Source organism: Rhodococcus sp. MEB041, assembly GCF_030208955.1.
GTDB lineage: Bacteria > Actinomycetota > Actinomycetes > Mycobacteriales > Mycobacteriaceae > Rhodococcoides.
In genome coordinates, this window is the sequence record NZ_JARVSZ010000003.1 from 337,203 (window position 1) to 350,896 (window position 13,694).

Annotated in this window: 12 protein-coding genes; 4 read left to right on the top strand and 8 right to left on the bottom strand. The window is 69.0% G+C overall.

Annotated features, from left to right (window positions below):
• Positions 1–98: 98 nt before the first annotated feature.
• Entirely contained in the window at positions 99–2,321 is a 2,223-nt protein-coding gene (gene secA2 / locus QRN16_RS11445; protein ID WP_285186752.1) for an accessory Sec system translocase SecA2, read from the bottom strand.
• A 277-nt stretch (positions 2,322–2,598) separates the two neighbouring features.
• Positions 2,599–3,057 (bottom strand): Lrp/AsnC family transcriptional regulator, encoded by a 459-nt coding sequence (locus QRN16_RS11450; RefSeq protein WP_285186758.1) that lies wholly within the window; start codon positions 3,055–3,057, stop codon positions 2,599–2,601.
• A gap of 93 nt (positions 3,058–3,150) precedes the next feature.
• On the opposite strand from QRN16_RS11450, the gene QRN16_RS11455 reads away from it, so the two are divergent.
• Positions 3,151–3,570, top strand: coding sequence for a rhodanese-like domain-containing protein (locus QRN16_RS11455; protein ID WP_222646355.1), 420 nt, complete (start codon positions 3,151–3,153; stop codon positions 3,568–3,570).
• On the opposite strand, the gene QRN16_RS11460 is transcribed toward QRN16_RS11455, so the two are convergent.
• From QRN16_RS11460 to abmR, 3 genes are all read right to left on the bottom strand, one after another.
• Positions 3,551–4,357 (bottom strand): alpha/beta fold hydrolase, encoded by an 807-nt coding sequence (locus tag QRN16_RS11460; RefSeq protein WP_285186762.1) that lies wholly within the window; start codon positions 4,355–4,357, stop codon positions 3,551–3,553. The two genes, QRN16_RS11455 and QRN16_RS11460, sit on opposite strands and share 20 nt — an antisense overlap.
• A 26-nt stretch (positions 4,358–4,383) precedes the next feature.
• On the bottom strand, positions 4,384–6,000 hold the full coding sequence (locus tag QRN16_RS11465) for an ABC-F family ATP-binding cassette domain-containing protein (protein ID WP_285186764.1): 1,617 nt from the start codon (positions 5,998–6,000) through the stop codon (positions 4,384–4,386).
• A gap of 165 nt (positions 6,001–6,165) precedes the next feature.
• The gene (gene abmR, locus QRN16_RS11470) at positions 6,166–6,843 is read right to left on the bottom strand and encodes an ATP-binding transcription factor AbmR (protein ID WP_285186766.1); all 678 of its coding nucleotides are present in this window, start codon (positions 6,841–6,843) and stop codon (positions 6,166–6,168) included.
• Positions 6,844–6,975: 132 nt separating this feature from the next.
• Between abmR and QRN16_RS11475 the strand changes: the two genes are divergently transcribed.
• The 3 genes from QRN16_RS11475 (at position 6,976) to QRN16_RS11485 (ending at position 11,411) form a co-directional block, all read left to right on the top strand.
• The gene (locus tag QRN16_RS11475) at positions 6,976–8,877 is read left to right on the top strand and encodes a penicillin-binding transpeptidase domain-containing protein (protein WP_285186768.1); all 1,902 of its coding nucleotides are present in this window, start codon (positions 6,976–6,978) and stop codon (positions 8,875–8,877) included.
• A gap of 130 nt (positions 8,878–9,007) precedes the next feature.
• Positions 9,008–10,648 carry a penicillin-binding protein 2 gene (locus QRN16_RS11480; RefSeq protein ID WP_027506167.1) on the top strand — a complete coding sequence of 547 codons (1,641 nt, stop codon included), beginning with the start codon at positions 9,008–9,010 and terminating at the stop codon, positions 10,646–10,648.
• 25 nt (positions 10,649–10,673) lie between these two features.
• The gene (locus tag QRN16_RS11485; RefSeq protein WP_027506168.1) at positions 10,674–11,411 is read left to right on the top strand and encodes a sulfite exporter TauE/SafE family protein; all 738 of its coding nucleotides are present in this window, start codon (positions 10,674–10,676) and stop codon (positions 11,409–11,411) included.
• A gap of 13 nt (positions 11,412–11,424) precedes the next feature.
• Here QRN16_RS11485 and QRN16_RS11490 read toward each other — a convergent pair whose 3' ends face one another.
• The 3 genes from QRN16_RS11490 to QRN16_RS11500 all read right to left on the bottom strand — a co-directional run bounded on the left by QRN16_RS11490 (position 11,425) and on the right by QRN16_RS11500 (position 13,671).
• Positions 11,425–11,823: a DUF3054 domain-containing protein gene (locus tag QRN16_RS11490; RefSeq protein ID WP_285186771.1), complete on the bottom strand. Its 399-nt coding sequence runs from the start codon at positions 11,821–11,823 to the stop codon at positions 11,425–11,427.
• 87 nt (positions 11,824–11,910) lie between these two features.
• On the bottom strand, positions 11,911–12,462 hold the full coding sequence (locus QRN16_RS11495; protein WP_027506170.1) for a YceI family protein: 552 nt from the start codon (positions 12,460–12,462) through the stop codon (positions 11,911–11,913).
• A gap of 63 nt (positions 12,463–12,525) precedes the next feature.
• Positions 12,526–13,671, bottom strand: coding sequence for a lysylphosphatidylglycerol synthase transmembrane domain-containing protein (locus QRN16_RS11500; protein ID WP_051613437.1), 1,146 nt, complete (start codon positions 13,669–13,671; stop codon positions 12,526–12,528).
• Positions 13,672–13,694: the final 23 nt, after the last annotated feature.

Below are 13,694 nucleotides of genomic sequence, written 5' to 3' on the forward strand. Positions count from 1 at the left end.
AACTTAGAGAGTGATCACTCGCAATAGTGGGACTTCGTCCCCCGTGCTCCTTTTGCGCATCTCCGGATGCGCAAAGGGCGCACGGAGCCGAAGGCCACTCAGAACGCGAGTGGACGGTGCGACTCGCGAACATAGGTCCAGGTCGAAGACGGACGCACCAGCCCCGCCGACTCAAGGTCCACACCGTCGTCGGTGATCGTCGAGGTCAGGAAGGTGCGGTCGGACTCCTCGAGGGCATGGGACTGCACCTCGGCGAACGCCTCGATCGCGATGCGGTGGTACTCGTCGAGCGGGTTCTGTCGGCCGAGTGCCCGGAGATGAATGCTCTCGCGGACATCGCCGAGGTGCGCCAGGTAGTCGGACCACGCGCGGTCGAGATGGTGGAGAACGATGCGCCGGGCGGCGCGTACGCGGGCGTCGGAGTCGACGGCCTCCAGTTCCGCGGCACGCTCGGGATTACGGGTGGCCAGCAGGTCCCACGCTTCGTCGGTGCCGAGCAGCGCGGCCCGACGCGTGTCGAGAATGTCGCGGTGCTGGGCAGTCAGCTGGTTGTACCGCCACGTGGACGCGTGGGTGTCGAGCATCGCGCCCTCCGCGACGCGCTGCGCGTGGTCGATGCGCTTGGCCGCGACCTCCGACTCGAGGAAGCCCGTGTCGTCGGGGTGGCCGGGGCGATCGCTCTTCTCCAGGTAGCGCGTCACGAGCGAGTCGTCCCAGCTGGCGAAGAACACGGAGCGGCCCGGATCACCCTGTCGCCCGGCGCGTCCCCGTAGCTGGTTGTCGAGGCGCTCGGTGACGTAACGCGCGGTGCCGATCACGAGTAGGCCGCCGAGGTCGGTCACGCCGTCCCCGAGCCTGATGTCGGTGCCGCGGCCGGCGATCTGCGTCGAGACGGTCACCGCATCGCGCAGTCCGGCGCGCGCGATGATCTCGGCTTCCTCCGCGTCGTTCTTCGCGTTGAGGGCGACCACCGGCACTCCGGCGTCCTCGAGCCGGGCGGCCAGCGATTCGGACTCCTCGACGTCGTGCGTCCCCACGAGCACGGGCTGCCCCGTGGCGTGGGCTTCCAACACCGCGGCGACGACGGCCGCGTTCTTCTCGGGAGCGGTGGCGTACACGCGGTCGACCTCGTCGACGCGGACGAGAGGCTCGTTCGGCTCGACCACCGACACCCCGAGGCCGTAGAACGTCCGAAGCTGTTCTCCTGCTGCGAGAGCCGTTCCGGTCATTCCGCACACGCGGCGGTACCGACCCATCAGGGCCTGCACGGTGATGGTGTCCAGGACCTGCCCGGTCTCCGTGCGCGCCAGGCCTTCCTTCGCTTCGACCGCGGCCTGGAGACCGTCCGGCCAACGCTGCAGCTCCGCGACACGGCCGCGGGAGGCGTTGACCAGCTGTACCCGACCGTCCCGCACGATGTAGTCGACATCCTTGCGTACCAACACCTCTGCGTGCAGGGTGAGATTGACGCGCACCAACGTGGTGCCGACGTGCTCCTCGCTGTACAGATCGATCCCGCCCAGTGCGTCCTCGAGCTTCTCGGCCCCGGCATCGGTCAGGAACACGTTGCGACGCTCGGCATCGACCTCCCAGTCGGTGTCAGCGTCGAGAGACCGCACGGCGTCGAGCACGTCGTCGGCCGACACGTCCTGATCGATGGAGCCGGCGAGAAACAAGGGCACCAGAGCTTCGTCGACGAGCACCGAGTCGGCCTCGTCGACGACGGCGACGTCCGCGGTCGGGGAGACGAGCAGTTCGACATCGTCCACCAGATGATCGCGCAGCACGTCGAAGCCCACCTCGTTGACCGAGGCGTAAGTGACATCGCACCCGTAGGCAGCGCGCCGCTCATCCGCCGTCGACTCCGCCGTGATCCACCCGACCGTGACTCCGAGCGCGTCGTAGAACGGGCCCATCCACTCGGCGTCGCGTCGAGCGAGGAAGTCGTTGACCGACACCACGTGCACGTCCCTGCCCTGCAGCACGTAGGCGGCGGCCGCGACGGCGCCGGAGAGCGTCTTCCCCTCACCCGTCGCCATCTCGATCACGTCGCCCTCCAGCAGCCGTACGGCTCCGTAGAGCTGAGTATCGAAGGGGCGCAGGGACAACGCACGATCGGACGCCTCGCGGGCGAGCGCGAGGAACGCGGGCACGTCGAGGGAGCCGGGTCCGCGTAGACCGTCGGCCGCGGCACGCAGACCGTCCGCGTCGAGGTCGCGGTGGCGGTCCTCGAGCGCCCGGGCGGCATCCACGGCACCTCGCGACCGCGCATGCCCCTTCGCGACCGAACGACCGAGCAGGGACCAGAACCGTGACGCCATGTTCGCCAGGCTACCGACGGGCCCGTAGGTGCGGCCGCAAGCCGTGTGCACACCCCCAGCGGTGAGCGCACACGGTCTGCGGCCGGTGGGGAGGGGTGTGCGGTCACTAGAAGGGGTGCGCACACCCGTTGTCGCAGCGCGTCCGACGCGGGAACCGCCTCATCTGAGACGGTCGCGGCCGGACGGCTTCGAGAGGACGACGTTCACCATGGTCACCGTGGGCATCGCATGGCTGCGCGACGTGCGTTGATCGAAGGTCCAGGCCACCGACGGGCCGTCACGCAGGAGTGATGCGCCGACTGGGGAGTGGGCTCGAGTACACGACGTTAGTGGTGATGGAGCCGAGGGTGGCGAGCCGGCCGGTGACACGTTCGAGATCCCGCATCGAGCGGGCGAGGACCTTGATGATGAAGCAGTCGTCACCCGTGACGTGATGCGCCTCGATGATCTCCGGGGTGGACGCCACCAGTGCGTCGAACGGACCGTAATTACCCGACGGGTACGCCAGGCGGACGAACGCCGAGACCGTGTAGCCGAGAGCCTCGGTGTCGACAGTGACGGAGTAGCCGGTGATGACGCCGATGTCGGTCAGGCGACGGACGCGGTCGGCCGTCGCACTCGACGACAGGTTTACCACTCGGGCCAGATGTGCAACAATCGCGCGCCCGTCACTCTGCAGCTCGTCCAGCAGTCGCCGGTCGATCTCGTCGACCTCGGGGTGTGGATTACGCGGCACAAAGAAAACGATACCGGCCGATCGACGCCGGATCGTGCGATCAGCCGGTGATCATCACTTCTCCCAGTCGCCCGAACAGGATTGGCTGAGGTCATGCAACAGACACCGTCCGCCGCCGACTTCTTCGCCGCGAAACTGAGGTTCGAGACAGATCCCGCCGATCTCGCCGCCGAGCGATCCCGCGGTGCGGGGCCGCTGCTCATCGACGTTCGTTCGGACGCGTCCTGGAGTGCGGGACGCATTCCCGGAGCGGTGCACATCGTCGGGGCCGATCTGGGCACGCGCATCGCCGAGGTGGAGCCGGATCGCGACGCCGACATCGTCGTCTACTGCTGGGGACCGGGATGCAACGGCAGCACCCGAGCGGCCCTGACGCTCAGTCGCCTCGGCTACTCCCGCGTGCGGGAGCTGATCGGGGGATTCGAGTACTGGGCACGGGAAGGTTTCGCCGTCGTGTCCGACACCGGCCGTACACGGCGAGCACCCGATCCGCTCACCGCTCCGACGACGTGACCTCACTCAGCCACCTGGACACGAGTTCGACGGCCTCCGGCGCGGCCACGGCCGTCGCGTGGTCGTACCCGCGGAGCTCTTCGTACTCGGCGGCAGCGATCAGCGATCGGGTGCGACGGGTGTCGTCGATACGCTGGACGTCGCGGGAGCCGACGTAGAACAGTGTCGGCGCCGTGATGGCGCGGACGGCGTCGTCGGCGATACCGGGATCGTCGTCCGATGCCCGGAAGTAGGCGGCCAACGCTTCGGAGTCGTTGCGCAGGAACGCGGCTCGGGTGCCGGAGTCGACCGGGAAGCCGCGGCGGTTCGCCCACTCGTCGACGAACCCGTCCATTCCCCGTTCGGCGAGGACGTCGGCGCTGCCGTCGAAGAACAGGCTGTCCAGCGCGCCCTTCTGCGGCCCCGATCCGGCTCCGCCCACGACGAGTGATGCGACACGCTGGGGAGTGCGGGTGACCAGATTGAGGCCGGACCGACCGCCGAACGAGTAGCCGACGTAGTGCGCGGCGGACACGTCCGCCGCGTCCAGGACGGCGACCAGATCCTCGCTGACACGGTCCATCGAGTAGGCCTCGACGTCGCGAGGAGCCTCGCTCCGGCCATGTCCACGCTGGTCCACGAGGATCAGGCGGTACCGGTCGCGTAGCGCACGGACGTAGCCGAAGGTGCGCCAGATCTGGTGCGACAACAGGCTGCCGTGCACCAGCATCACCGGCGGGCCGGTGGGGTCACCCGTCACCGACCAGGCGATGCGGGTGCCGTCCACCGGGTTCGTCGCGAAGTCCACGGTGCCATGGTCGCAGGTGGGCGATCTCAGGTGGACGTCGAGGTGAGCCCGTCGGCGGTCAGATCGACCCGCCGCGTGATCCCCAGCGCATCGAGGAACGCCTCGTCGTGGCTGACCACGATCAGGGCTCCCCGATACGACGACAGCGCCGTGCTCAGGTGCGTCCTCGACGCGACATCCAGGTTGTTCGTCGGTTCGTCGAGAATGAGCAGCTGCGGAGCCGGATCGGCCAGCAGCAGCATCGCCAGTGCCGCCCGCACCCGCTCCCCGCCCGACAGCGTGCGCACCACCGCGTCTGCGCGCCGACCGCGGAAGAGGAAGCGAGCGAGCCGAGTTCGGACGTCGGTGATCGACGTGTCCGGTGCCGCGCGGCGGACGTTCTCCACCACGGACGCATCGTCGTCGAACACGTCGAGGGATTGCGGCAGCACCGCGGTCGGCACCGACGGCGCCAGAGATCGCAGGAGAGTCGTCTTGCCGACTCCGTTGTCCCCGACGAGCGCGATGCGTTCCGGGCCCATGATCGTGAGTTCGACCGTCCTGTCCGGGTACCGACCGTCCAGATCGAGCAGCATCTCGCCCGTCGACGCCACCGACTTCGACGCGTGCACCGCCGTCTCGGGCAGATCCACCACGATCTCGGTGTCGTCACGAATCATCTCGTGCGCCTCGTCGGCGCGGGCGCGGGCATCCGCCACGCGGTCCTCGTGTCCGATGCGGTACTTGGCAGCCGACTCCTGTGCGGCGCTGCGCCGGTTGTGGGCGACGATCTTCGGTACCCGCTTCTCGCGAGATGCCTTCTCTCCCATCCGTCGCCGGTGGGCCACGGTGGTCTGCGCCTCGACCAGATCCCGCTTCTGCCGGCGCAGATCCTGATCGGCCGACCGCGCCGCGGACCGCGCCGCCTCCTGCTCGCCCTCCACGACGCTCCGGTAGTGCGTCCAGTTCCCGCCGAACATCCGGAGCGACGCGGGCGACGACCGTACCGAGTGGAGTTCGGCGATGTCGTCCATGGTGTCGAGCAGGCCCTGGTCGTGACTCGCGACGACGACGGCGCCGGAGAACTCGTCGAGTACTCGTCCCAGAGCGGAGCGAGCTCGTTGGTCCAGGTTGTTCGTCGGTTCGTCGAGAAGCAGGACGGAGGGCCGCCGGATCACCTGACCGACGAGTGCGACGAGCGTCGACTCGCCCCCCGACAGGGTTCTCATCGGTCGATCGAGATCTGCTGCCGTGCCCAGACTCTCGCCGAGGCCGGCCGAGTCGAGCAACGCGAGAGTGCGCTCCTCGACGTCCCAGTCCGTCCCGACGACGGTGAAGTCGTCGGGATCGGTGCTGCCGTGCTCGATGCGTGCCAGGGCCCGTCGGACGTCTCCGATGCCGAGGAGATCGGCGACGGTGTCCGAGACGTTCATGACCACCTGCTGGGGAAGATGGCCGACGGTGCCGGTGACGCGCACGGACCCGCGCTGCGGTCGATACCGCCCGGTGATCAGGTGCAGCAGAGTGGATTTGCCCGCTCCGTTGGTGCCGACGAGGCCGGTCCGGCGCGGCATGAACGATGCGTCCAGGCCGTCGAGGACAGGCCGGCCGTCGGGCCAGGAGAAGGTGAGATCGGAGAGAACGACGGAGGGTGATATTGACATGGAGCACCTCGAGAGGAGTGTCGTGCCACCGCGACGTGCGCGTCGGTGGGATCCGCACTACTTACGAGAGGAGCAACTGCCTGTCCGTTCGTCGGGGACGATGAGCTACCAACTCTAGGTCGGCAGCGCAGAACGGTCAACAGAGATGTCGAATACGGCTGTGAATCAGTCGGTCTCGTCGTCCTGAGTGTGGGTGTTCCGGACGTCGGGTCCCTGGGCCCGCAGGTCGTCCACCTTCGCCATGGCCTCGCGCAGTTCTGCGAGCCACGGGTCGATGTGATCGCCGGTCAACCGCACGGCCCAGGCGAGAGCATCGGCGCGCGAGCGTGCGACGCCGGCGTCGACGAGCGTGTCGAGCACCTTGCGCTCCGGCTGACGCAGTCGAGTCATGACCGGCACCGCGAGGTGGGTGAAGAGGGTGGTGTCGCCGTCGATGGTGACACCCCAGGCGACCTTGCGGCCGTAGCGTGCCTCGGCCTCGTCGGCGATACGCATCCGATCGTCGCGGGTGGACTCGCGGAATCGAGCGATGCGGCCCTCGGCGCCGGCATCGGACTCGGGGGCGTTCAGCTCGCCGATCACGACGATCTCCTCGCGGTCGACCTCGACCGTGGCAGTGCCGTCGAACCAGTCGTCGGGCAAGCGGCCGAGGAACCACTGTTCCGCATCGCCTGCGTCGGGTACGTCTTTCTGCTGCCATCCGCCGGGCCGGCCGACGCGTTCGCCGCGCTTTGCGCCGCGACCGCGGCCGTGTCCGTGGGGTCCACCGCGCCGGGGTGCGTCACCTCGACCGAAGGGACTGGAGGGTCGTTCCCCGAAGGGGAAGGTGTCATGGGGATTCATGATGTTCTACTTTCGCCAGTGGCGCGATTACTTGATTACAACGCCATTGATTACAAGATTACACATGTCGCGCCGAGCGTCAAGAGTTCGTCGCGTCGTGTGACCGACGGATCGGTGGGGCACTATCAGTGCGTGCCTTCGCTGATGTCTCGACCGTCCCGCCGATTCGGCCCTTCCACCAGCAGCGGACTCCGTCTCGCCGCCGCGACCATCGCGGTCGCGCTCGCCGCCACCGCGTGCAGTGCCGACGAGCCCCCGGCGTCCCGTGTGACGGCCGATCGGTTCGCCGAAGCGCTGAGCACACAGAACGTGGGCGCCGCGGCAGAGTTGACCTCGGATCCGGCGGCAGCGACCGCGGTGCTCACCCAGATGTACGACGGACTCGGCGGTGGCGGAACAGTCACGGCGACACCGCGGTTCACGGTGAGCCAGGCAGACGACGAGCAGCAGACGTTCACACTGTCCGCCTCCTGGTCCTTTGCACCGCCCGAGGATGCGGAGGCACCCGCGACCGGCACCGCATCCGCGACGGCGACCACCACGGCAGCTCCCACCACGTCGGCCCCGGCGGACGCGGAACGCGTCTGGACCTACACGACGACCGGATCCGTCGCCGACGGCGGACAGGGGCTGAAGGTCACCTGGAACCCGGGTGTCGTCGTACCGGGCCTGACTCCGGAGACGACGGTTCGGTACACGCCCGTCACCGCGTCGACCGCGCCTCGCGTCGTCGACACCTCGGGAGCGCCACTCATGTCGCAGCAGGTGGTGACGCTGGTGAATCTCGACCAGACCGCCGATCCCGGCGCCGTCGCGGCACTGGTGTCGCCGTTCGCGCCGACGGTCACGGCGGAATCCCTTCGTGACGCGCAGTCGAGCGCTCCGTCGGTGACGGCCGTGAGCCTGCGGCAGGAGGATCTCGCCCCCATCGAGTCTCTGCTCTCCGCCTTGCCCGGCGTCACTCTGGCGCCGCAGACGCGGCTCCTGACCGAGAATCGCGCACTGTCCTCTCCCGCGCTGAACGACGTGGCGCAGCTGTGGCAGGAGCAGCAGGACGCCACCGCCGGGTGGGCCGTGCAGTTGGTGGCCGCCGACGGTTCCGTCGCCCAGCGGGTGACCGGCGTCGAGGCGACCGTCGGCCCGGACATCCAGGTCACGCTCGACACACTGTTGCAGCTCAAGGCGGAGAACGCTCTCGCGTCGACAGCGAACGCCGCGGCCGTCGTGGCGATCCGGCCCTCCACCGGAGACGTCGTGGCCGTCGCGCAGAACTCGGCCGCGGACGCGCAGGGCCCGATCGCCCTCACGGGCCTGTACCCGCCGGGCTCCACCTTCAAGACCGTCACCACCTCGGCGGCACTGCAGGCGGGCACCGTCACCCCCACGACCGTGGTGCCGTGCCCCGGATCCGCGAACATCGAGGGCCGGACCATCCCCAACGACGACAACTTCGACCTCGGATCGGTTCCGCTCCAGACGGCATTCGCGCGTTCGTGCAACACCACCATGGGTCAGCTGGCCGTCGATCTGCCCGACGACGCGCTGCAGCAGGCGGCTCTGCAGTTCGGGCTCGGCGTCGACTACCTGACACCCGGGCTCACCACCGTGACCGGCAGCGTTCCGCCCGCGACGACGTCGGCCGAGCGCGTCGAGAGCGCGATCGGGCAGGGCACCGTCACCGCGTCCCCGTTCGGCATGGCCCTGGTCGCGGCGTCCATCGCGGACGGATCCGCCCCGTCGCCGACCATGATCAGCGGACGACCCGGTACCGCGGATCGCACCGTCGCAGCCCCGCCGGCGGAGGTGACCGACCAGCTGCGCGCCATGATGCGGGAGACGGTCACCGCCGGTACGGCGACGCAGTTGCAGGACATCGACGGACTGCTCGGTAAGACCGGCACCGCCGAGGTCGCGAGCGGCCCGGCGCACGGCTGGTTCGTCGGCATCCGCGGTGACCTGGCGTTCGCCGTGTTCGTCGAGGGCGGCGACTCCTCCGCGCCGGCGCTGACGGTGGCGGGGTCCTTCCTGCGCTGAGTGGCCTTCGGCGCTGTGCGCCTTTTGCGCACCCCTGGATACGCACAAGGCGCACGGGGTGACCGGATCGTGACCGGTCCGAGTGCTCACCGTGCTGTGTTACTGGTGTGACTCATGTGATTATTGGGGCATGGTTCTGCGTTCCAGGTACGTCGTCGCGCTGCTCGCAGTGTTCGTGTCGCTCGCGACCGTCGCCTCGTTCGTGGTGAACAAGCCTCGCAGTGAGGCGGCGGTGCTGGTGGACCGGTTCGTCGCCGCCCTCGATCAACGTGACGTGGCCGCGGCCGCCGCGCTGACCTCCTACCCCAATGCCGCGGCCCAAACGATCGGCGCCATGTTCGACTCGATGGGGCCCGGAGTCTCGACGAGCCGCATGTCGCAGTACATCGGCCTGGACGACGAGTCCGGCTTCTTCACCGTCGACTCCACCTGGTCGTTCGGCGAGCCCCGCGGCCAGGACTCGCGCGAGTGGCGCGTCACCACCCAGGGGTCGACGCGCAAGCTCGGCGTCGGCTGGCGCATCTCGTGGGATCCGTCGATCCTCGCCCCGGAACTGCGTGCCGGTGGGTCCGTCCGCTACGCCCGGACCGATGCACCCGCACCGCGCGTGCTCGACGCCTCGGGCGCCGTGATGATGGCGGAACAGAACGTCGCCTCCGTGCGGCTCGATCCCTCCGCGACCTCCGACCTGGCCGACACGACGTCCCGCCTCGCCGACGTCATCGACGTCGTGGCGCCGCTGATCACGTCCGAGTCGCTCCAGGCCGATGTCGCGGCGGACCCCGGTGCCGTGATCACCGCCGTGAACCTGCGTGCCGACGACTACGCCGTGCTGGAGGACGACCTGCGTGCGATCCCCGGTGTGGTCCTCTACGCGGAACCCAAGCTCATCGCCGGTGACCGGCGGCTGACGTCGCCGGTGCTGGACTCGCTGCGGACCGTGTGGCAGGACTCCCGCGACGCCACCGCGGGCTGGGCTGTCGAGGTCGCGGACACCGACGGCGAGACCACCCGACTGGCAGGTTTCCAGGGTCCGGGATCACCCGACATCACGTCCACTCTCGACCCGGCCGTGCAGCTCGCTGCGGAGACCGCCGCCGTCAGCGTCGGGACCCCGGCCTCGATCGTGGTCATGAAGCCGTCCACCGGCGCCGTCGTCGCCACCGCGCAGAACAGTTACGCCAACGACGAGGGCACGCCGGCGTTCACCGGCCTCTACCCCGCCGGGACGCTCGTGGACGTGATCCAGGCGTCGGCCGACCGCCAGAAGATCGGATTCTCCGACGCCGCACGCCAGTTCGGCTTGGGCACCTCCTTCGACATCCCCGGTCTCGACGCCGTCACCGCCTCGCTCCCCGACGGCCAGTCGGCGGTGGACCAGTTCCGCGGTGTCAGCCGGACGTCGTCAGTGTCCGGCATGACGGTGACACCCTTCGGCCTCGCCGAGATGGCGGCGGCCGTCGCTCGCGGATCGGCACCGGCTCCGATGATCGTCGGCGGCGCACCGGCGACGGTGTCCGGTGCGGGCTCGCCCGTCGCCCCGGCCGTGCTGACCTCGCTGCGGAACACACTGCGTGACAACGCCCGCAGCGAAGGTGTCAGCGATCCGTCGGTCACCGGGCTCGCCGGGGACAACGGAGACGATCGCTGGTTCCTCGGCACCAAGGGCGATCTGGCCTTCGCGGTCTACATCGAGGACGCCGACGGAACCGATGCCGCGGCGCGCATGACGAACATGCTGATGCGCGAGATGGCCTCGCCGTCGGAGTGATCACCGGCTTGCTACGTTTCACCCCGTGACCGTCACCGAGTTCGTCCTGCTGATCGCGGCGGGCTTCGGTGCCGGAGTCATCGGCTACATCACCGGCCTGGCGTCGCTCGTGTCGTACCCCGCGCTGCTGGCGGTGGGGCTGCCACCGGTCGCGGCCAACGTGACCAACACCGTGGCGCTCGTCGGGGCCGGTGTGGGTGCCACCGCGTCGTCGGTCAAAGAGCTTGCCAAGAGCGGTCGTTCGCTGCTCTGGCTCACCCTGTGGGCCGCGCTGGGCGGCATCGCGGGAGCCGTCGTCCTGCTGCGCGCGCCGGGGGAGACGTTCGAGGCGGTCGTGCCGATCCTGGTCGTTCTCGCATCCGTCGCCATGCTGCTGCAGCCGCGGATCCGCGTCCTCGCCGGTGACCGGACGTTCCCGGTGCTGTATCCGAGCGCGATCTTCCTCGTCGCGATCTACGGCGGCTATTTCGGCGCGGGTGCGGGCGTCATCTTCATGGCCTTGACGCTGATCTGCACGGCCGAACCCGTCTGGCGCGCAACGCTCCTCAAGAGCTACCTGCTGGGTGTGGCCAACCTGGTCGCCGCGGTGATATTCGCGTTCTCCGGCCAGGTGAACTGGCTCGCCGCACTGGCGATGGGCATCGGCACCATCGCCGGGGGAACGCTCGGCCCGCGCATCGTGAGACACCTTCCGCCGAATCCGCTCCGGATCGCCGTGGCGCTGTGCGGGTTCGGCCTCGCAGCGTGGCTGTGGCTGGGCTGAGGAACTGTGTGGGTCAGGCGCGACGACGCTGCGCGAGGCGGGCGACGAGACGCCACCCGAGCAGGAACACCGCCAGCGTCACCGTCGCGATCACGATGAAGCTGAAGGCCGTTCCCTCGCCGGACACCTGCCGCAGCACCATGCCCACGATGACGGCGCCGATCCACGCGAGCACCCCGGTGGGGACCAGGGACACCGCGACGAACTTCTCGCGGTACAGCGCGTAGGTCACCGCCCATCCCACGGCGAGGCCGACGAGGAACGGCCAGGCCGTCGACAGAGTGCCCCCGACGGTCACGCCCTCCTCGTGGCTGCCTCGGCCGATGGCGCTGAAGACGAGGACGAGAACGACGTCGATCACCGCCGGCACTGCGAGGGCCGACAGGGCGGGAGTGCGGGTGCGCGCGGGCATGCCACCAGACTACGAGGCGCCGAGACGCGGAAAGACCCGCACCGGCGCCGGCTGTGCGGGCGTCGAGCGGGTCTTTCCGGGAGGAGGTCAGGCCTGGTGGCCGGCCTCGATCTCGAGCAGCAGGCCGATCTTGTCGCCGACGACGGCGCCGCCACCCTCGAGGGGCATGTCGATGCTGATGCCGAAGTCCTTGCGGTTGATCGTGGTGGTGGCCTCGAAGCCGGCGACCGGTCCGTTGCCCATGCCGGCGTTGACTCCGTTGAACTCGACGTTCAGATCGATGGACTTGGTCACGCCGTGCAGCGTGAAGTCACCGGTGAGCACGAAGTCGTCGCCCTTGGCCTTGACCGAGGTGGACCGGAAGGTGGCAGTGGGGAACTTCTCGACCTCGAAGAAGTCGGCGGTCTTGAGGTGGCCGTCGCGCTGCGCGTTGTCGGTGGTGATGGAGGCGACGTCGATCTCGGCGTCGATGGTGGGCGCGCCGTTCTCGTCGACCGTGATGGTGCCGGTGAAGGTCTGGAAACGGCCACGGACCTTGCTCACCATCAGGTGGCGGACGGTGAACCCGACGGTCGAGTGGGTGGCATCGATGGCCCACGTGCCAGCGGTGAGCTGGGGGACGGACACTGCTGCAGTCATGACGAACTCCTGTGTGGTTGAAGGTTCAAGCCTCACAGTACACAACCGGACCGTGGTCCGCATCTATTCCCGCGGAGGGGAATCCTTGCCGAGCGGGTGGGTGGCCGACGGCTGTTCCGTCCGCTCCCGAAGTTCCGTCCGCTCGCGCTGCTCGACGGCGAGATCGAAGTGCAGGTCCTCGTGCTGATGCTTGCGGAACAGGATCAGGAAGACGACCCAGCCGACGAGTGCCACCAGGATGAAGCTGACCAGGCGATACACCAGTGCGGACGCGACCGCTTGTGACGCGCTGATGCTGGCCGCGGTGGTGAGGGTCGCGATGAGAGTGGCGTCCACGATGACCAGACCACCGGGCGCACCGGGGATGGACCCCACCGTCTTGCTGGCCGAGAAGGCGATGAGGAGCCCGTAGATCTTCGGATCCGCGCCGATGGCGTAGCAGGCGAACCCGAGGCACGCGACGTCCGCGAGGCGGTGCACCGCCGAGAAGCCGAGCGACACCGTGCCGTCGCGGGCACCGAGGCGTACCGACTTCACCTGCTCGACGATCTCGTCCAGCCGAGCCATGCCCGTGTCGGGATCGTTGTTGCGCAGCGAGTTGTACTTCGACAGCCCCCACCGGCCGATGCCCACGATCGACTGGGGGTGGGAGCGGACGTAGCGCACGCCGGCGATGAGGGCGATCACGCCGGCGACGGGGACGATCAGTGCGAGGGTGTTGGCGCTGCCGCCGACGAGGAAGGCTCCCGTCACGCCCAGGACCGCCAGCCCGAGCGCGGCGATGACGCCGGAGATGGCGAGCTGCCACGACGCGACCACCGGGCTCGCGCCCCAGCGGCGTGTCTCGCGGTACGTGAACGCTGTGGAGAAGACCTGGCCGGCCGGCAGTGTCAGCGCCATGGCGGTGCTGCCGTAGATGACGGAGAGCGAGCGTCGCTGCGATACGCGGACACCGCCCGCGCGCAGCAACTGCTTCTGGACACGCGCGAACGCGGACAGCGAGATCGCTTGCATCACGACGCAGGCCGCGGCCCATCCCCAGTGGATCTCGGTGAGGGCGCGCCACGACTCGTGCAGGCGCGGCCACAGGTAGACACCCTCACCGACCAGCAACGCCACGAGGGCGACCGCGGCCACCCAGCGCAGCCATCGCCATCTGCCACCGGCGCGGGGCGACCCAGCGGATCGGCCCTGCTCCGGAACTACCACGGCACCGAGAGTAACGAACGGTG